Raw genomic sequence first — 19,753 nt, 5'->3', positions numbered from 1 at the left:
GGGTCGCCGGTTATAGCGACCCCTTTTTCGTATTCGACCGACGGCCACCGCCTCTGCCTGCCGCACGGCGATGGCGACATCAACAAGACAACTGACCAAAGTGACCCCATGCGCGCACCGCAACATCCCAAGAATACAAAAAGACTTGCCACTCTCGCGCAGTTCGAGGTTCTCGACACCGCCCCCGAGGCCGATTTCGACGATCTGGTCGACTGGGTCGCAGAGTTTCTGGACGTGCCTGTCGTCCTGATCTCGCTTGTCGACGAACACCGCCAATGGTTCAAGGCGCGCAAGGGTCTGGACCTTGCGCAGACGCCGATCACTGAATCCGTCTGCGCGCACGCGATTCTCGGCGACGGCATTCTCGAAGTCGAAGACACCCGCATCGATGCCCGCACCAAGCACAACCCGCTGCTTCACGAAGGAACGCCGCTGCGCTTCTACGCCGGTGCGCCCCTGACCGCACCCAACGGGCTGCCGCTGGGAACGCTGTGTGTACTGGATCACGCCCCGCGCAAGCTGACCCCGTTCCAGCGTCGGACGCTGGTGATCATGGCGACACAAATCGTCAAACAGCTCGAACTCAAACGCGCGCTGCGCAACGAGGAAACCATGCGCGCCGAGATGGACCACCGCGTCAAGAATTCCCTGCAAGCCACCGCATCGCTCGTGCGGCTGTACGGACGGGGGGTCGGCGACGAGGCCGCGCGCGAAGCACTCGAAGCCGTCCAGCGACGGCTCGACGGGATGTCGGCGCTCCACGAACAGCTTCAGTCCAACAGCATTGACGGAACGGTGCAGGTTGCGGACTACCTTTCCGAACTCATCGACAACCTTCGCAAGACCGTGCCGGAAAACATCCGCCTGACCTTACGCGCAGAAGATGTCCTGATGCCCTCGACCGCCGCAAGCGATCTGGGCGTGATCGTGTCGGAATTCGTCGCCAACGCGCTCAAACACGGGTTTCCGGGCAATGCCGAGGGTGCCGTCGATATCTCACTGGCCCACACGGACGCGGGAAAGCTCGCACTGCACGCGTCCGATACCGGCACAGGGTCGCAGCACGCACCCGCAGCCCCGTCGCGCGCACGCGGCATCGGCAGCAGCATCGTGGCCGCCGCCGCATCCAGCCTCGGCGGTGCGGTGACGACCGATCTGACGCCGCAGGGCGCACGCATGACGCTGGTCTTTCCCGCGCCCTAGCAAAGGTTGCACTTTGCCCCGGTCTGGCAGATGGTCGCGCGACGCAGGAACGCAGGTACATATCATGGATTTACGCGCGATCGGCATGGGCCTGGCCTTTGCTTTGATGTGGTCCTCGGCATTTACATCCGCCCGGATCATCGTGGAATACGCCTCGCCGATGTTCGCCCTGTCGCTGCGCTACCTCGTGTCAGGCATCATCGGCATCGCGCTGGCCCGCGCGCTTGGCCAGTCCTGGTATCTCACGCGGGCACAATGGCGCGCGACAATCGTTTTCGGCATTTTGCAGAACGCCGTGTACCTTGGCCTGTTCTTCATTGCGATGCAGACCATCGAAGCCTCCTTTGCCGCCATCATCGCATCCACCATGCCGCTGATGGTCGCCTTCGCCGCTTGGGCATTCATGGGCGAACGGTTGGGAAAGACCGGCATCATCGGGCTTCTCGCCGGTCTGGGCGGTGTCCTGTTGATCATGGGCGCGCGTATCGACCAGGGCGTCGACATCACCGGCGTCGTCCTGTGCGTGATCGGTGTGCTTGCCCTGACCATCGCCACGCTGACCGTGCGCGGCGCTTCGTCGGGTGGCAACCTGCTGATGGTGGTCGGCTTGCAGATGCTCGTGGGCTGCGCCGCACTGACCGTCGCTACACTGGCGTTCGAGACACCGCGTGTCGACCCAAGCTGGCCGCTGGCGATCGCCTTCGTCTACACCTGCCTTGTGCCCGGCCTTGCCGCGACATTCGTATGGTTTCTGCTGGTCGGGCGGATCGGTGCTACCCGCGCCGCGACGTTCCACTTCCTCAATCCATTCTTCGGCGTCGCCATTGCCGCGGTGCTGCTGGGCGAAAAACTGGGGCCGCGCGATGTGGTGGGTGTCGCAATCATCGCGGCGGGCATCCTTGCCGTCCAGCTGTCGCGGCAGAAAAAGGCCTGAGTGCGCAGCGCGGGCATTTCCGCCCGCGTCGGATCCCTCAGCGCCCGCTGTTCAATACCTTCTCGATCTCGCCCCTGATCGTCTTTGACTGCGGCCGCGTGACAGACCCCCATGTTCCGACGACCTGACCATCGCCACCGATCAGGACCTTGTTGAAATTCCAGCCGGGCACAAATCCCGTCTCCGCCGCGACTGCCTTATAAAACGGATGCGCCTGCGGCCCCCTGACATGCTGCATGTCCGTCATAGGCAGGGTCAGTCCAAAGTTGATTTCGCAAAATTCCTTGACCTCGGCGGCACTCTCAAGCTCCTGGTTAAAATCGTCGGACGGCACGGCAAGCACCACAAGACCTTGATCACGATAGGTCTCCCAAAGCGCCTGCAGGCCCTCGTATTGCGGTGTGAACCCACACTGCGACGCGGTATTCACCACCAAGACGGGCTGCCCCCTGTAGTCGCTCAGCGCAATCGTCCCCCCGTCGATGGATGGAAAACTTGTCTCCAGCGGCGAGGCGGCGGCCATTCCGGCCCAGAGAGCCGCCATCAGTCCGATAATCCAGCGCATTCCAATCCTCCTGTCGAACGTCCTGTCCTTACCTCACGTAGCAGACATGCGCAGAGTTTCATCACCGCTGCGCGATCCCCCTTTGATTTTTCCCGAAAAGCCCCATCTAGTAGGCCAGGAACCGCGCAAGGAGAGACCCATGCCACAGTACACCAAAGACCCCGACACCATCGCCAGACTGTCCCCAGAGGAGTTCCACGTAACGCAGCAAAGCGGCACCGAACGCCCCGGAACCGGCAAGCTCTTGTCCAACAAGGAGCCGGGCATCTACGTCGATATCGTATCCGGCGAGCCGCTTTTCGCATCCGCCGACAAATACGAAAGCGGCTGCGGCTGGCCCAGCTTTACCAAGGCGATCGAACCCGCCCATGTCGAGGAGATTCAGGACCGCTCGCTGGGAATGGTGCGCACCGAAGTACGCAGCGCCCACGGCGACAGCCACCTCGGCCACGTCTTCCCGGACGGCCCACAGGATCGCGGCGGCCTGCGCTATTGCATCAACTCGGCCTCCCTCCGCTTCATCCACCGCGACGATATGGAGGCAGAAGGCTACGGCGATTACCTGAACCAAGTGGAGGACGCGGCATGAGTGAACGTGCAGTACTGGCAGGCGGATGTTTCTGGGGCATGCAGGACCTGATCCGCAAACGCAAAGGCGTGCTATCGACCCGCGTCGGCTATTCCGGCGGCGATGTGCCCAATGCCACCTATCGCAATCACGGCACCCACGCCGAAGCGATCGAGGTGATCTTCGATCCCGATGTGCTGAGCTATCGTGCACTTCTGGAGCTGTTCTTCCAGATTCACGACCCCACCACGCTCAACCAGCAGGGCAATGACCGTGGCATGAGCTACCGCTCGGCGATCTATTACGAGAATGACGACCAGAAGGCGACAGCTCTTGACACGATTGCAGACATCGAAGCCTCCGGTATATGGCCCGGCAAAGTGGTAACAGAGGTTGAACCGGTTGGCGATTTCTGGGAAGCGGAGCCCGAACATCAGGATTATCTGCAACGGATTCCCAACGGATACACCTGCCATTTCCCGCGTGCCGACTGGGTCCTACCCAAGCGCGCGGCGGCTGAATAATCACCCTGTCCGCCCGGCCTTCGACGGGCCGGGCGACTTAACCGTGCGCGACGCGCGGACGGCCTGTCGCCTCGACTGTTACTTGCGCTTCGACGAACACATCCCGCGCCTCCACTCCGGCGGTGCGCACATCCCGGTTCACGCTGACGTGTACATCCTGCGCGCCCGCCGCATCCGCCGCAGCAATGGCATCGCGGCGCAAGATGCCCTCAAGATGGGTCATCGCCTCTTCCGACCGGGAAAAATCAATCGGGCCGTCAACCAGATGCACCCGGAATTTCCCCTCGCCCGGTGATGTGATCGTGCCGATTTTGCGCATGGTCACACGTCCGACGACAGCCCCGATGGCGTTCGCGACGCCGGCATGTTCAGGCAGGATCATCCGCGTCCCCAACCGTTCGCCCACCGCCGGGTAATAGGTGCTGGCCGAGGCACCCAGACCAACCACCGGCACACCAAGGCCGGTTTCGATCCGCACCAGACCCCGATGGCCGCCCAACCCGCGCTGAATCAGAACGTGTCGCGCCAGAGTTTCGGGCGCGCTGCCAAAGTCCGCATCTTCTTCTGCGAACGCCGCTTCCAGCAAAGCCAGGGCGGTTTGGTCATGCACCTGCGCGACGATCAGCTTTGCCATCTCTTGCGGCGTCTGCGCCAACCGGTCACCGGAACCGGTCCGCCGCCGCGCGAACAGCGCCAGCGCCTTTTCCGCCGCCTCCGCATCCCACGCGTCCGCCCATCCCAACACATGCGCGGCATCCGACGGGGTCGCGCCGCTCACCTGCACCAGCCCCCGCGCCACCAACCGCGCCAACGCCCCCGTCTCGATCCGGCTGCGCAGCACATCGCCCAATGGATGCACACCATCGCCGATCCGCCCAAGCAACCCTTCCTCGCGCCCGGCCAGCCCTTCCACCGTCTGCCCCGCGACCGCCCGCACAAACCGTCCGTCATGCTCCCCCGGCAGAGCATTGCGCAGCTGTGCGTCCAGCACGCGGTGCACCATCTCCGGCGCGTCCATTGCCACCAGTGACACGGGCACCACACGGCCCGGACCCAATGTGACACCCCCCGCCAACCCTTCGGTCAGGAAATGCACCTCGCTGTCTCCGCCAAGACCGGTCGTGCGCATCGCCACAGCCTCGACCATGGTGCGGTACGGCCCCACCCGCGCGCCTGACGGGTCAATCGCGGGCCGCCCCCCGCGCAAAAGCGCCACATCCGTCGTTGTCCCCCCTATGTCGGAGACAAGCGCATCGGTCGCCCCGGTCAGCCACCGTGCCCCGACAATCGACGCGGCAGGCCCGCTCAGGATCGTCTCGATCGGACGCTCACGGGCCTGCGCGGCGGAAATCAGGGCGCCGTCCCCCCGCACCACCATCAACGGCGCATGGATACCGAGATCAATCAGCGTATCCTCCGCCCGTCCGATCAGCCGGTCGATCATCCCGATCAGGCGCGCATTCAACACCGCCGTCATCGCGCGTTTGGGTCCGTTGAGCTTGGCCGACAACTGGTGCGAGGCCGATACCGGACGCCCCGTCATCTCCGCGACCAGCGCCATCGCCCGCACCTCATGCGCAGGGTTGCGCGTTGCGAATTGCGCCGCCACGGCGAAACCTCCGACACCAGCGCCATGCGCTGTCAGAAAGTCGCGCAAGCCCTCCTCATCCAAAGGCGCAGCCTCCGCGCCAGCGTGATTATGACCGCCTTCCAGCACGATAGACGGATCCCCCTTCAGCGCCGCCGCAAGCCCGTGTGCCTCCAGATCCCGCTTCCGGAAACCGATATAGATCAGAGCGACGCGCCCGCCCTGCCCCTCGACCAGCGCATTGGTCGCCAACGTAGTGGACAGTGACGCCAGCCCGATATCGCCCGCAGCGACCCCCGATTGCGCCAGTACCGCGCGCACCGCTGCGCCGACGCCAATCGCCAGATCGTGCCGCGTTGTCAGGGCCTTTGCGCTCGCGATCACCTCCACTTCGTCGCGCAGGATCACGGCGTCCGTATAGGTGCCGCCCGTATCCACACCCAAAAGCAGCGCCATCGCCGTCTCCCTCAAATATCGCGAGCCCGCGACAACCGCTGGACCGCCCACCGGGCCGCATCCGCAATGGTCGCATCTGCATCGTCGCACATATCCCGTGCCACCTCTGCCAACGTCACATTCCCCGAATTTCCGATGGCGTAAAGCACATTGCGCACGAACCGGTCGCGCCCGATGCGTTTGATCGGTGATCCGGAAAACCGCGCGCGGAACGCGGCATCGTCAAGCATCGCGAGTTCCGCAAGAGATCCTCCAGCCCCGCCATGATACCGCATGTCGCTCGCCGCCACGGCGAACTTGTTCCACGGACAGATCGCCAGACAATCGTCGCACCCGTAAATCCGGTTGCCCAGCGCCGCGCGCAGATCCACGTCCACCGGCCCCTTGTGCTCGATCGTGAGGTACGAGATGCAGCGCCGCGCATCGAGCCTGTAGGGCGCGGGAAACGCATTGGTCGGGCAAACGTCCTGACACGCGGTGCAACTGCCGCAATGGTCCACTTCGGGCGCGTCGGGTTCAAGGTCAAGCGTGGTGAAAACAGAGCCTAAAAAGGCCCAATTCCCCCAATCCCGGCTCAGCACATTGGTGTGCTTGCCCTGCCACCCCAGCCCGGCCGCCTGTGCCAACGCCTTTTCCGGTACCGGTGCCGTGTCCACGAACACCTTCACGGCGCACGGTTCCTGGTCGATCAGCCAGCGCGCCAGCCGTTTGAGCCGTTTCTTGACGATATCGTGGTAATCGCGCCCCTGCGCATAGACCGAAACCGCACCCAGATCGGGGCTGTCCAGCACCGCCAGCGGATCATGCTCGGGCGCATAGCTCTCGGCCAGCATGATCACCGACCGCGCCTCGGGCCACAGCGCCGACGGATCGCCCCGCCAACTGCGCCGCTCTTCCATCCATCCCATTTGTCCGTGATATCCGGCCTCCAGAAAGGCATCCAGCCGCGCCGGGACTTCCGGCACGGCATCGGGCCGGCACACGCGGCACGCCACGAATCCCTCGTCCAAAGCTTGCCGTATCAGCCGCGCCTTAAGATCCATGTTTCATCCAAGTCTCGATCCAGCGTCAGCGCGGGTATCAAAAATCCAGATCGTTGTACTGTTTGGGCGGCGGAAATCCGGGCACCTGATCGGCAAGGATCGACCGGAACGCGGGCCGCGATTTGATCTTGGCATACCAATCCTTCACCTCGGGGCAGCTTTTCCAATCCACGTCCGAGATATAATCGAGCGAGGAAAGATGCGCCGCCGCCGCGAAATCCGCGAGCGTCATCACATCCCCCGCCAGCCAGCGCCGATGATCCAGAAGCCACGTCATATAGCCCAGATGATACTTGATCGCACGGGCACCCGCCTTGACGTTCTTGCTGTCGGGATAGCCCTGTTTCATCATCTTCTTGTTGACCCGCTCATACAGCAGTTTCGACGTCACTTCATGGTGAAACTTGTCATCGAACCAGCTGACCATCCGGCGCACCTCCAACCGCTGCGCCGGATCACTCGGCAGCAGGCTCGGCTCCGGCCGCGTCTCCTCGATGTATTCACAAATCGCGGCACTTTCCGACATCATGATCCCGTCAAGACGCAGCACCGGCACCTTGCCCGCCGGATTGCGGCGCAGGAAATCGGGATCCTGCTCCCAATACCGTTCCTCGACCAGCTCCACCTCGATCTTCTTTTCCGCAAGGCTCAGCCGGATCTTGCGGCAAAAGGGAGAAAGGGGAACGTGGAACAGGCGGGCCATGGTCAATCCGTTACAACTGGGAATGGTCCCTAGATGCCTTTAACGCGGGGATTATTCAACTCTCGAAACAGTCGGCACGCCCGTCGCCCTGTATTGTCGCAGCCCCTGCGCGGATTTGCGCCGCGCGTTTCTTGAGGTACGGGGTGGGCCGTGACGCACTGCGCGTTTTCGGCGACGGAAGGATGGCCGCCAGCTGTGCCGCCTGCTGCGCGCTCAGGACGTCGGGTGCGACACCGAAATAGTGCCGCGCCGCAGCCGCCACACCAAAGACGCCTTCGTCGAATTCCGCAACGTTCAGATACACTTCAAGTATCCGTCGTTTCGGCCAGAGGGCTTCGAGAATCGGGGTGATGCCGGCCTCCATGGCCTTGCGCACCCAGGTTCGGCCATGCCAGAGATAGACGTTCTTGACCGTTTGCTGGCTGAGCGTCGAAGCCCCCCGGTTGGACCCTTCGGCAATCGCCGCCTTGATCGCGTTCAGATCGAAACCCCAGTGCTCGCAGAAATTCGCGTCCTCTGCCGCGACAACGGCACGCGCCATAACCGGCGCAATCCGGTCCATTTGGACCCATTGATGGTCAACACCGCCCAACCGGCGGCTTTCGCTGAACATATAGGCGGTCGTCGGCGGGTTCGCGACCCGGCCCAGCAGAACCGCCGCCACCACCACCAGAAACGCGAGTGCCACACCCCCCCACACCACGCGCCGTACCCTGCGCCGCAGGGAAAGCTTTGGTTTGGGATCGGGTTTCTTTTTTGCCTTCGATGCGCGGGTCGTGCTTTTTGCCATGCGAGAGCTATAGATCGCTTCAACGGTTTTTGGAACGCGCCTCGACACTCGCAATCACTTCGGCCAGCGCCGTGCCCAGAATGGCACTGCTTTCAGGCGACGGATGGGTATTGTCACTGGCGAAAAGGCTGGAATCCTTGGGGTCAATGAACCTACGTGCGTCAACGAAATATCCGTCCGGCACCCGGTCGAGATACAACATCACCCGCCGCTCCAGTTCGAGCAGATCATCGCCGCACGCTTTGAAGGTGGTGCCGGGCGACGCATAATACCCCATCCATAGAATATGCGCAGCTGACGGCTGCAACCGATCAAGAAAAGCGGGAATTTCGCCCCGCCGCCCGTCATCCGAGATCAGCCTTTGAACCACCACACTGCAATCGCCACAGTTGCAGTCATCGAACCCCAGATCGTTCGCCCCGCCGTTCAGCACGATCCAGTTCCACCGCCCGCCGTGATATTGCGTCTGAATGTCGAATCCCACCGCCGACATCAAGGCAGAGCTGTTGTCGAACTTCGCCCCGGCAACCGCGCGGGAATGCACTTCACGGCCCAGCGCATTCGCGATCTCGTCCGGTATCGCCTGCCTGCTGCTCTGGTTCCATGCCATGATCGAATCGCCGATCACCAGAATATCCCCATCCTGCGGGATGGAAACGGCGGAACAGGCACCGAGCGAAAGAACGGCGACCAAAACGGCAAAGAAGCGTCGGAGGGGAAATATAGTGCGCATCACGAGCAAATTAAGCCAGGGTTTCAGCACGTAAAGAGTGCTCCGATGTCACGTTGCGTCACAACGGGCCACGCTCGCCCCACCATATGCAGCGCAGTCGGGCGCTGGAACTCACCGATGCCCCTGCAAAACGCCTCATCGGAATGGATACTGTCGCCCGCAGCATGACGGTCAGACGAACATTCAGGCCCTTCGCGCCACTTCGGGATCACTGCGCGCGCAGCGGGTGGACCGACGGAGAAGACGCTCGCCCCCTCCGCCATCCGCAGAACACCGAAACGGGTCCTGCCGCCCGACGGCGATCATTCCGCCGGAACGGCTTCCGGCTCGATCCCCAATGGCGCAGGGATACGGCTGAGCATCTCTTTCGGGCAGACCTGCAGAAAGCTCTCCTTCTCCATGTCCCAGTTTTGCAGGATCGTCGCCGCCTTGCGGCTGCCTGTTTCCTCCATATGCCGCTCGACCAGAGTGCGTAGCTGTTCTTCCCAATGGTCTTGCGTCACGGCACAGGTGACAAGCGTCTCAAGGTTCATCCGGTTCAGCGCACGGCCTTCGGGATCGTAGATATACGCCATCCCGCCGGTCATGCCCGCGCCGAAGTTCGCGCCAATATCGCCAAGGATCACGGCCACGCCCCCCGTCATGTACTCGCACCCGTTCGACCCGCATCCCTCGATCACGACCCGCGCACCCGAGTTGCGCACCGCAAACCGCTCCCCCGCACGCCCGGCGGCAAAGAGATAGCCGTCGGTCGCACCGTACAGCACAGTGTTGCCGATGATGGTGTTCTCCGACGCGACCACGGTGCTTGACATCGGAGGGCGCACCACGACGGTCCCGCCCGACAATCCCTTGCCGACGTAATCGTTGGCATCACCTGCCACCACCAGCTTGAGCCCCGGTGCCGCGAAGGCACCCAGCGACTGCCCGGCAGACCCGGCCAGATTGACCGTCAGGTGATCGGGCTGCAAGTCGTTGCGCATCCCGAACCGTTTGACGATATGGCTTGATGTCCGCGTGCCGACCGTGCGGTGCGTGTTCTGCACAGCATAGGAAAGCTGCATCTTCTCACCATCCTCAAGGAACCGCGCCGCATCGTTCACGATCTGCGCGTCCAGCGTATCCAGAACCGCGTTGCGCGGTTTGTTGCGGTCATAGACCACGTCGCGCTCCACATCGACCGAGATCAGCAGCGGGTTAAGATCCAGATCGTCCAGATGCGCCGATCCGCGGCTCACCTGCGCCAACAGATCCGCACGACCGACCACCTCGTCGAGGCTGCGCGCCCCGATGGAGGCGAGGATTTCGCGCACTTCGGTCGCATAGAACGTGATCAGGTTGACGACCTTGTCTGCCGTGCCGGTGAACTTGGCGCGCAGATCTTCGTCCTGCGTACACACACCCACGGGGCAGGTGTTCGACTGGCACTGGCGCACCATGATACAGCCCATCGCGATCAGGGCTGCGGTGCCGATGCCGTATTCCTCGGCCCCCAGCATCGCGGCCATCACGATATCGCGGCCGGTGCGCAACCCGCCATCGGTGCGCAAGGTTACGCGGCCGCGCAGATTGTTCATGCTCAGAACCTGATGCGCCTCGGTCAGGCCCATCTCCCACGGCAAACCGGCGTATTTGATCGACGTCGCGGGCGACGCGCCGGTGCCACCGTTATGCCCCGAGATCAGGATGATGTCCGCCTTGGCCTTGGCCACCCCGGCGGCAATCGTGCCGACGCCGCTGGATGCGACCAGCTTGACCGTCACTTTGCAGCGCGGGTTGATCTGCTTGAGATCATAGATCAGCTGCGCCAGATCCTCGATGGAATAGATGTCATGGTGCGGCGGCGGCGAGATCAGCGTGACACCCGGCGTCGAATGTCGCAGCCGTGCGATCAGCTCCGTCACCTTCATGCCGGGCAGCTGGCCGCCCTCGCCGGGCTTGGCACCCTGCGCCACCTTGATCTCCAGCTCTTCGCACTGGTTGAGGTATTCCGCCGTCACGCCGAAACGCCCCGACGCCACCTGCTTGATCTTTGCAGACGGGTTGTCGCCGTTGGATTCGGGAAGGAAATGCGCCGGATCCTCGCCGCCCTCGCCACTGTCGGATTTCGCGCCGATCCGGTTCATCGCCACGTTCAGCGTCTTGTGCGCCTCCGGGCTCAGCGCCCCAAGGCTCATCCCCGGCGTCACGAACCGCTTGCGGATCGACGTGATGCTCTCGACCTCCTCGATCGGCACCGGCTTGCCCAGCGCCTTGAAGTTCATCAGATCGCGCAAATGGATCGGCGGATTGCTCTGCATCTTCGCCGAATACTGCTTCCACATCTCATAGGAGGCCCGGTTGCACGCCGCCTGCATCATGTGCATCGACGTCGCCTCCCATGCGTGGGTCTCTCCGCTGGCGCGCGATTTGTAGAAACCACCGATGGGCATCACCGTATCTGTCCCGGCCCAGCCCTTTGCATGGACCTCTTCGGTTTTGTGTTGAATGCCGCTGACGCCGATCCCGCTGATCCGGCTGGTCATGCCGGGGAAGAATTCGGCGACCATTGCACGGCTCAGACCCACCGCCTCAAAGTTCAGGCCACCGCGATAGGAGGAAATCACCGAAATCCCCATCTTCGCCATGATCTTGAGCAGCCCCTGATCAATCGCCTCGCGGTAGCGCGCGATCACGCTCGTCAGATCACCGTCCATCAATCCGCGCCCGATCCGGTCGGCCAGCGAATCTTCGGCCAGATAGGCATTCACCACCGTCGCACCGCACCCGATAAGCACAGCGAAATAATGCGGGTCGATACATTCGGCGGACCGCACGTTGAGAGAGGTAAAGGTGCGCAGCCCCTTGCGGATCAGATGCGAATGCACCGCACTGGTCGCCAGGATCATCGGCATCGCCACACGGCCCTCGCCACTGTTCTGGTCGGTCAGAACGATGTGACCCGCACCCGAGCGCACGGCATCTTCGGCTTCATCCCGAATGCGGAACAATTCCGCGTTCAGGTTCCCGCGTCCCGGCGCAAACGTACAGTCGATTGTCACCAGATCGGCGTTGAAATTGCGCAGCAACGCGTCGAATTGCGCGTTGCCGACGAACGGGCTGTCCAGCACCAGGATCTCGGTCTGGCTGCTGCTCTCCTCCAGCACGTTCTTGAGGTTCCCGAACCGCGTCTTCAGGCTCATCACACGAAATTCGCGCAGGCTGTCGATCGGCGGGTTGGTCACCTGGCTAAAGTTCTGGCGGAAGAAATGGCTCAGCGGACGGTATTTCGTCGACAGCACCGCCGACGGCGTATCATCCCCCATCGAGGCCAGCGTTTCCTTGCCGTCCTCGGCCATCGGCGCAAGGATCTGCTCCAGCTCTTCGATGGTGTACCCGGCGGCAATCTGCCGACGGCGCAGCTCGTTGCCCTCAAACAACGGCTTTTCGGTGACACCGGCCAGCGCATCGTCCAGCTCGTTGATCTTGCCGACCCATTCACCGAACGGGCGCGCGTTGGCCAGCCGGTCCTTGATCTCGGTATCGTCGTACAGCGTACCGTCTTCCATATCCACGGCCAGCAACTGCCCCGGCCCCAGCGCGCCCTTGCGCACCACCCGCGCCTCGTCCAGCGGCACCATCCCGGCCTCGGATCCCGCGATCAGCATGCCATCGGATGTCACGACAAAACGCATCGGGCGCAGCCCGTTGCGGTCAAGCCCCGCACAGACCCAGCGCCCATCGGTCATTGCCAGCGCCGCAGGACCGTCCCACGGCTCCATCACCGAGTTGCAGTAGGAGTACATGTCACGCCACGGTTGCGGCAGTTCCACCGCCTGCTTGGACCAGGATTCCGGCACCAGCATGGTTTTCGCCATCGGCGCGGACCGGCCTGCGCGCACCAGAACCTCGAACACCGAATCGAGTGCGGCGGAATCCGACGATCCGGCGGCTACGATCGGCTTGATATCCTCGGCCATGTCGCCAAATGTGGCGGACGCCATCCGGATCTCGTGGCTTTTCATCCAGTTCAGGTTGCCTTTGAGCGTGTTGATCTCGCCGTTGTGCGCCAGCATCCGGAACGGCTGCGCCAGCCACCACTGCGGGAAGGTGTTCGTGGAATAGCGCTGGTGATAGATCGCAAATGCGGACTCGAACCGCGCATCCATCAGATCGGGATAGAACTCGGCCACGTCCTGCGCCAGCATCATGCCCTTGTAGATGATCGACCGGCACGACATCGACGCGATGTACAGAGTCGGTACCTGCGCAGCCAGCGCCGCCTTCTCGATGCGCCGCCGGATCACGTACAACTCACGCTCGAATGTTTCCTCGTCCGCGCCCTTGGCGTTCGAAATCAGGATCTGCTCGATCTCGGGGCGCGTCGCGTTCGCCTTTTCGCCCAGACAATCGACGTTCACCGGCACATGCCGCCAGCCATAGATGTAATAGCCCATGCGCAGCACTTCGGCTTCGACGATGGTCCGGCAGGTTTCCTGTGCGCCGAAATTCGTGCGCGGCAGAAACACCTGGCCGACCGCGATCAACTCGTCCTTGCGTGGAGTGTGGCCCGTTCGTTTGACCTGATCATAGAAGAAATTCACCGGAATCTGCACATGGATGCCCGCCCCGTCGCCGGTCTTGCCATCCGCGTCCACGGCACCGCGATGCCAGATCGCCTTGAGCGCCTTGATCCCGTTTTCGACCACTTCGCGCGACCGCGACCCGTCGATGTTGACCACAAGGCCCACCCCGCACGAGGAATGCTCTTCTTCGGGGGAATAAAGACCCTTTTCGGCCATCATCGCGCGCTTTGCTTCCTCGCGGGCCACCCATGCGTCATCATAAACGGTCATTTGGCATCTCCTTCATCCGGCGCAAAAAGCGCGATTGTCTCTGTCGTGGTCAGTTTTTGATGGTTACCGGCCAGCGCGTACCCTTGCGGGCAACTGTCGGCGAAAAATTCGATATCCAGCGTGGCGCCGCCTGCGTCTTCGAACAGGCCGGCGGAAAAATTTCGGTGCTTGTCATGTAGGGTTGCGTACCACAGCGTCGAACCGCAGGTGGAACAGAACGCCCGCTCGGCCCAAGGGGACGAGCCGAAGACCTGCACCGGCCCCGTCACCTCGGCTGAATCGCCCACCGTCTCGACCGAAAAGAACGGCCCCGAACAGTGGCGGCGGCACATCTCGCAATGGCACGCGCGCAGCCGCGCACCCAGCATTGCATTAACGGTCACCGCACCGCACAAGCAGCGCCCCTGGCTGCGCGCGCCCATCACCGTTCTCCCCGCACAACGTCACGACGCACATCGCTGTGCACCGGCGCGAATCCTCTGGGGCTGTGTCCCAGATCACGCTTGGCAGGTGCAGCGTCAAACACCATGTCGCGGTTGATCCGGTCGATCATGTCCGGCGTCCAATGGGTGTTCCCCTTCAACCGGCGCCCGGCGCGGATCGCCGCGCGCGCCGACCACACCGGCAACCGCAACAGCCGCGCGCGGCCCGTCGCGGCGATGCACGCCCGCCGCGCCATTTCCGCATAGCTCAGCGTTTCACCACCCGGAATGTCATAGCTGTGGCCCGACGCCGTATCGCTGTGCAATGCGCCCGCACAGGCCGCCGCCACATCGGCAGTATGGATCGGTTGGCGCAACCCGCGCCCGCCCCCCGGCATCGGCAGAAAGCCGAGCCGCCGCGCGACCCGCGCGATGTCCGAGATGTTCTTGTCACTGCCACCGCCCCAGATCAGCGTCGGGCGCAACACGGTCCAGCCGACGCCCTGCGCCTGTGCCCAGTCGCGCAGCGCGGTTTCTCCCTGCGTCAACCGCGCCACGGTCCGGCGTTCCGCGTCGGTCGAGCTGTCTGTCTTGGTCGTGACGCTGGTCGACGACACAGCCACGACCCTGTGCGCCCCGCCCGCCTTCATCCGGTCGAACCAGTCCGGAACGATCCAGATCGGCGCGATAAAGATCCACGCCCGCGTTTGCGGGAACGCCTGCGCCGCGACGTCGCGCCGGTACCAATCGATCCCCGCCACACCGACACCTTGCGGCGGGCGCGAGGAGATCGCGCGGACTTGCCATCCGGCATCGCGCAGCATCGGCAGCAGGTGCTGCCCGATCTCGCTGCGCGCGCCCACGACGGCAACGGTCCGGTCATTTGCATGTGGCACGCTCACGGCAGCGACCCGTCACCGGCATCGCGCACCGGCGTCGCGGTGTATGCCGCTTCTGTGTACGTTCTGTGTACGCGCTGCCGCCTCATGATCTCGGTGTTACTCCGCCGCGACGGCAGCCGCGCCGTTCAACTGTTCCAGGATCGCTTCGGCACAATCGCGCCCGTCCTTGATCGCCCAGACAACAAGCGACGCACCGCGCACGATGTCGCCTACCGCATACACCCCCTCGGCCGAGGTCCGGCCCGTGATATAATCCGCTTTCACAGTGCCCCAGCGGTTCACCGGCAGATCGTCACAGCCCCAGAGCTTCGGCAGGTTTTCCGGCTCGAACCCCAGCGCCATGATCACCAGATCCGCTTCTTCGACATAGTCGGATCCCTCGATGATCTCAGGCGCCTGACGGCCCGTTGCGTCGGGTTGACCCAAGCGCATCTTCTGCACCATCACGCCGTTGACGGGATCACCGGTAAAGCCCTTCGGCGCGCAAAGCCATTCGAAAACAACGCCTTCCTCTTCGGCATTTGCCACCTCGCGCTGGCTGCCCGGCATGTTGGCACGGTCGCGACGATAGAGACATTTCACGCTGGTCGCACCCTGCCGGATCGACGTGCGGACACAATCCATCGCCGTATCGCCACCGCCGATGACAACCACCTTCTTGCCCTGCGCGTTCAGGCTGCCGTCGTTGAATTCGGCCACCTCGTCGCCAAAGCTTTTCTTGTTCGCCACGGTCAGGAAATCAATGGCCCGCACCAGACCGGGGACACCGACACCCGGCGCCTGCAAATCACGGCTTTTGTAAACGCCGGTCGCGATGATCACCGCGTCATGGGTGCTGCGGATCTCGTCAAAGGTGATATCTTCACCCACGTTGCAATTCAGCTTGAACGTCACGCCGCCTTCTTCAAGCTGCGCATTGCGCCGCATAACCACGTCCTTTTCCAGCTTGAAACCGGGAATGCCGTAGGTCAGCAACCCGCCCGCGCGGTCGTAACGATCATAGACCGTAACCTGCACGCCCTGCCGTCGCAACGCATCCGCCGCGGCCAGCCCACCCGGGCCCGCGCCGATGATACCAACGCTCTCCGCGCGCTCCTGAGCGGGCGAAATGGGCTTGACCCAGCCCTTTTCCCACGCGGTATCGGTGATGTACTTCTCGACCGCCCCAATGGTCACGGTGCCATGGCCCGATTGCTCGATCACGCAGTTGCCTTCACACAGACGGTCTTGCGGACAGATGCGTCCACAGATTTCGGGGAAGGTGTTCGTGGCCTGTGAAACTTCATACGCTTCGTGCAACCGTCCTTCGGCCGTCAGTCGCAGCCAGTCAGGGATGTTGTTTTGCAGCGGACAGTGGGTCTGACAATAGGGTACGCCACATTGACTGCACCGGCTCGACTGCTCCTTCGCCTTCGCATCGGCGTATTCCGCATAAATCTCGTTGAAATCCTCGCGGCGCAGATTGGGAGGCCGCTTCTCCGGCATATCCCGTTCGACACTCGTGAATTTCAACATCGGTTGCTTGGCCATGGCGCACAGTTCCTAAGATTCCCGTCAGGCTCACCGCATATCGGATCGTTGACTGGAATAAAAGGCAGCAATGCTGACCTATATTAAAGATTTTTTCGCTTTTGCTGTAGTCCGCATCAATTTTCGCGTCCGAATTAGGTCCGATCAATCCCTTTTGGGTCAGAACCCGCTGAAAAGAAAAATCAAAGCAGCAGATCCCACCACAATACGCCACCAGCCAAACAAAGCGTATCCATTCCGGCTTACATAGCCAAGCAGCCATTTCACGACAAATACCGCACTGATAAACGCCATGACGAAGCCGACGGCGATCTCTCCCATCGCGGAAATATCAAGAACTTCGCGATTCTTGTAGAGATCGTAGGCGAAGGCACCTGCCATCGTAGGCATCGACAAGAAGAAAGAGAATTCTGCCGCCGCCCGCTTGCTCGCACCCAGCATCAGGGCGCCGACAATGGTCGCCCCCGACCGCGAAACGCCCGGGATCATGGCCAGACACTGAATAAATCCGATCTTGATCGCCATCGGAATCGGCAGTTCCATCGCATCCTCATGCACCGGCTCAGGTGCAATCCGGTCCACGAAAATTAGTACAATCCCGCCGAGGATGAGCATGATCGCGATCAGCTTGGGCGTCTCGAACAGCACCGTCTTGATAAAGTCATGCGCGAGAACGCCGATGAAAACGGCGGGCAGAAACGCCACCAGCACGGACAGGATAAAGCGCCGCGCCTTCGGATCATGGGGCGCCGCCGCGAAAATGGAAACCAGGCGTGTCGCGTATATCGTCAGGATCGCCAGCACCGCACCAAGCTGGATAACGACCTCAAAGGTCTTGCCCGCGCTGTCGAACCCCAGAAAATGGCCGGCCAAAAGAATATGACCCGTCGAAGAAACGGGAATGAACTCGGTCAGCCCCTCCAACAGCCCGAGAAAGGCCGCGACGAGCGTCGTACTCTCCATCAGCTGGAGCGCAGGTTGCGGGCCGATTCCTTGATCGCGTCATACTGACCCGATGGCCGGAAACGCCATAAATACTCCGGCAAGACCAGAATCATTTCGGTCGGTTCGATGCCAAACGCCTCGAACCCTGTCGCATTCTGCGCCACAACATTGTCGTTCCGCAGATTCTTGACCTGATCGCGCGTGATCATGCCATTACGCACAATGCCCCCAGTCATTGTCTGCACCATATCGAACACGAAGGCCATCGCGGAGGCCACGAAGAACGGGATATTCATGACAGCACGGCGACGCCGGATTACCTGAAGCATCATCTTCATCAGATCACGAAACGCCATTTTCTGCGGACCGCCAAGTTCATAGACCCCGCCCCCGACATTGCCCAATACACCCTCGACCGCCGCCCGCGCGACATCATCTACATAGACCGGCTGGAACATGGTTTTCGCACCGACAACAGGAAGGACCGGGCCGAAGCGCGCCATATTCGCAAAGCGGTTAAAAAACGCGTCTTCGGGCCCGAAGACGATCGACGGGCGCAGGATCACCGCGTCTGGCTGGTGCTTGAGCACGCCAGCCTCGCCTTCCGCCTTGGTGCGCGCATAATCGCTATCGCTTTGCATATCGGCCCCGATCGCGGAGATATGAACCATGCGCCCGATACCAGTCTCGGCTGCGATCCGTGCAATCCGCTCCGGTCCGGTCGACTGTACCGCATCGAAGGTATTGCGCCCGTTTTCGGCAAGAACACCGACGCAGTTCACAACAGCATCCGCGCCGCGCATCACGGTGGCGACAGAAGCGTCATCCCGAATGTTGCACAGTACAGGCTCAACCTGTCCGACGACACCGTAGGTACGGACAAAGATCGCCTCGTTCGGACGGCGCACGGCCACGCGGACGCGCCAACCTTCCTTGGCCATCCGCCGGGCAACATAACGCCCGACAAAGCCGGAGCCGCCATAAATAGTCACGAGTTTCGACATGCCATGTCCTTCCGCCGCTTTTCAGGCCCTGATGTACCGTTCCATGGCCCTCCAAACAAGGCGCAAAAAGGTGCTGCCCGTTTCGCTGGCCAGAACTTTGCGATCCTGCTGTGAAATCCCGTTGACACCACCGTATTCCCGCCGTAGACGCACCCCACACGATATGTGCCCAGGTGGCGGAATGGTAGACGCGCTAGCTTCAGGTGCTAGTACTGGCAACGGTGTGGAGGTTCGAGTCCTCTCCTGGGCACCACTCGCCAACCCTTGAAGTCGAGTATACTCGATTTTGAAGGTTTTCGACGAATTTTCCGTGAAGTTGCCCCGCATTGCCTGTGACGTTCACATCTTACAGCCTAATTGGAAGATGTCTTGGAACCGAGCTTCATACTATCTGTGTCAGCACCAGATCATTGCACATATGGAAACCGCAGTTTTCGAAGCCTCCGGCTTGTACGAGACGAATTGGAACAGTTGGACGAGATGACACGGTTGAAGCGGGAATTTGCAAGAGTTACCTCAGAGCCCACAATCTGAATAAAGGCGAGCGAGTACTTCGAGGGGTAGCCTTGGTGGGGTACGCAGTTATTGAGGCGCATCTTGCGCAGTTTTTCCGTGCGGTCATTGTGTCGTGTGCTGGCTGAGCGTTTCCGTGAGCTCATGCATGGCTTAAAGAACCGTTGCGTCAGCACGTGCAGGAAGACGCGCGTCAAATGGGCCTGATTCACCGGGCATGAACAGTTAGGCGCAAGGTTTACGGGTATCGCAAGCTGCGCGACGACCTTCTGGATCAAGGTGAGACCTGTTCTGGAAACCGAGTTGCGCGTCTGGCCAGCTTAGCGGGCATCTCGGCCCGAATTGGCTACATACGCCACTTTGATTGATATGGCGGGAAGCCAGATTGTCGCTGAGCACGTTGGATCGGCGACAGCTCGAGGCGATCATCTGATCAGCTGTGAGTGACAGGCATCACATGGGCGGGATCACCGGGGCGACTGGATCGTTTCCCTG

At 62.0% G+C, this 19,753-nt stretch carries 16 protein-coding genes, 1 tRNA gene and 1 pseudogene; 6 read left to right on the top strand and 12 right to left on the bottom strand.

Annotated elements, in window-relative coordinates; genetic code table 11:
- Positions 1–108 precede the first annotated feature (108 nt).
- Together Q1A06_RS13440 and Q1A06_RS13435 are read left to right on the top strand one after the other, a co-directional pair.
- A complete protein-coding gene (locus tag Q1A06_RS13440) occupies positions 109–1,203 on the top strand; it encodes a histidine kinase dimerization/phosphoacceptor domain -containing protein (RefSeq protein ID WP_299564458.1) in 1,095 nt (364 codons plus the stop codon).
- 64 nt (positions 1,204–1,267) lie between these two features.
- Positions 1,268–2,137, top strand: coding sequence for a DMT family transporter (locus Q1A06_RS13435; protein WP_299564455.1), 870 nt, complete (start codon positions 1,268–1,270; stop codon positions 2,135–2,137).
- A gap of 37 nt (positions 2,138–2,174) precedes the next feature.
- Here Q1A06_RS13435 and Q1A06_RS13430 read toward each other — a convergent pair whose 3' ends face one another.
- The gene (locus Q1A06_RS13430) at positions 2,175–2,702 is read right to left on the bottom strand and encodes a glutathione peroxidase (protein WP_299564452.1); all 528 of its coding nucleotides are present in this window, start codon (positions 2,700–2,702) and stop codon (positions 2,175–2,177) included.
- A 139-nt stretch (positions 2,703–2,841) separates the two neighbouring features.
- On the opposite strand from Q1A06_RS13430, the gene msrB reads away from it, so the two are divergent.
- Both msrB and msrA read left to right on the top strand, forming a co-directional pair.
- Positions 2,842–3,291 carry a peptide-methionine (R)-S-oxide reductase MsrB gene (gene msrB, locus Q1A06_RS13425; RefSeq protein WP_299564449.1) on the top strand — a complete coding sequence of 150 codons (450 nt, stop codon included), beginning with the start codon at positions 2,842–2,844 and terminating at the stop codon, positions 3,289–3,291.
- On the top strand, positions 3,288–3,794 hold the full coding sequence (gene msrA / locus Q1A06_RS13420; protein WP_299564446.1) for a peptide-methionine (S)-S-oxide reductase MsrA: 507 nt from the start codon (positions 3,288–3,290) through the stop codon (positions 3,792–3,794). Before msrB ends, msrA begins: the two co-directional genes overlap by 4 nt.
- Positions 3,795–3,831: 37 nt before the next feature.
- Here the strand turns inward: msrA and Q1A06_RS13415 are convergent, their stop codons facing one another.
- The 11 genes from Q1A06_RS13415 to Q1A06_RS13365 all read right to left on the bottom strand — a co-directional run bounded on the left by Q1A06_RS13415 (position 3,832) and on the right by Q1A06_RS13365 (position 18,745).
- Positions 3,832–5,838 carry a hydantoinase/oxoprolinase family protein gene (locus Q1A06_RS13415; protein ID WP_299564443.1) on the bottom strand — a complete coding sequence of 669 codons (2,007 nt, stop codon included), beginning with the start codon at positions 5,836–5,838 and terminating at the stop codon, positions 3,832–3,834.
- Between the two features lie 11 nt (positions 5,839–5,849).
- The gene (gene queG, locus Q1A06_RS13410; RefSeq protein WP_299564440.1) at positions 5,850–6,881 is read right to left on the bottom strand and encodes a tRNA epoxyqueuosine(34) reductase QueG; all 1,032 of its coding nucleotides are present in this window, start codon (positions 6,879–6,881) and stop codon (positions 5,850–5,852) included.
- Between the two features lie 37 nt (positions 6,882–6,918).
- Complete coding sequence (locus tag Q1A06_RS13405) at positions 6,919–7,584, bottom strand: glutathione S-transferase family protein (RefSeq protein ID WP_299564437.1); 666 nt, start codon at positions 7,582–7,584, stop codon at positions 6,919–6,921.
- A 55-nt stretch (positions 7,585–7,639) separates the two neighbouring features.
- Positions 7,640–8,374, bottom strand: coding sequence for a monofunctional biosynthetic peptidoglycan transglycosylase (gene mtgA / locus Q1A06_RS13400; RefSeq protein ID WP_299564434.1), 735 nt, complete (start codon positions 8,372–8,374; stop codon positions 7,640–7,642).
- 19 nt (positions 8,375–8,393) lie between these two features.
- A complete protein-coding gene (locus tag Q1A06_RS13395) occupies positions 8,394–9,107 on the bottom strand; it encodes an SGNH/GDSL hydrolase family protein (RefSeq protein WP_299564431.1) in 714 nt (237 codons plus the stop codon).
- Positions 9,108–9,409: 302 nt separating this feature from the next.
- Positions 9,410–13,942: a glutamate synthase large subunit gene (gene gltB, locus Q1A06_RS13390; protein ID WP_299564428.1), complete on the bottom strand. Its 4,533-nt coding sequence runs from the start codon at positions 13,940–13,942 to the stop codon at positions 9,410–9,412.
- Positions 13,939–14,364, bottom strand: a complete 426-nt coding sequence (locus tag Q1A06_RS13385) for a GFA family protein (protein WP_299564425.1) — start codon at positions 14,362–14,364, stop codon at positions 13,939–13,941. The genes gltB and Q1A06_RS13385 overlap by 4 nt, the downstream gene beginning before the upstream one ends.
- Positions 14,364–15,266, bottom strand: a complete 903-nt coding sequence (locus tag Q1A06_RS13380) for an NAD-dependent epimerase/dehydratase family protein (RefSeq protein ID WP_299564422.1) — start codon at positions 15,264–15,266, stop codon at positions 14,364–14,366. Before Q1A06_RS13380 ends, Q1A06_RS13385 begins: the two co-directional genes overlap by 1 nt.
- 96 nt (positions 15,267–15,362) lie before the next feature.
- Positions 15,363–16,796 (bottom strand): NAD(P)-dependent oxidoreductase, encoded by a 1,434-nt coding sequence (locus Q1A06_RS13375; RefSeq protein WP_299564419.1) that lies wholly within the window; start codon positions 16,794–16,796, stop codon positions 15,363–15,365.
- A gap of 159 nt (positions 16,797–16,955) precedes the next feature.
- On the bottom strand, positions 16,956–17,762 hold the full coding sequence (locus tag Q1A06_RS13370; RefSeq protein ID WP_299564986.1) for an undecaprenyl-diphosphate phosphatase: 807 nt from the start codon (positions 17,760–17,762) through the stop codon (positions 16,956–16,958).
- Positions 17,759–18,745 (bottom strand): complex I NDUFA9 subunit family protein, encoded by a 987-nt coding sequence (locus Q1A06_RS13365; protein WP_299564416.1) that lies wholly within the window; start codon positions 18,743–18,745, stop codon positions 17,759–17,761. The genes Q1A06_RS13370 and Q1A06_RS13365 overlap by 4 nt, the downstream gene beginning before the upstream one ends.
- Before the next feature lie 167 nt (positions 18,746–18,912).
- Between Q1A06_RS13365 and Q1A06_RS13360 the strand changes: the two genes are divergently transcribed.
- Both Q1A06_RS13360 and Q1A06_RS13355 read left to right on the top strand, forming a co-directional pair.
- A tRNA-Leu gene (locus Q1A06_RS13360) sits at positions 18,913–18,998 on the top strand.
- Positions 18,999–19,494: 496 nt separating this feature from the next.
- A pseudogene (locus tag Q1A06_RS13355) lies at positions 19,495–19,608 on the top strand (IS3 family transposase); the annotation flags it as partial.
- Between the last annotated feature and the right edge of the window lie 145 nt (positions 19,609–19,753).

The organism is uncultured Sulfitobacter sp., from assembly GCF_947497275.1.
Taxonomy (GTDB): Bacteria; Pseudomonadota; Alphaproteobacteria; order Rhodobacterales; family Rhodobacteraceae; genus Sulfitobacter.
Note: the sequence above shows the minus strand (reverse complement) of the source record. Positions and strands in the feature narration are given on the sequence as shown.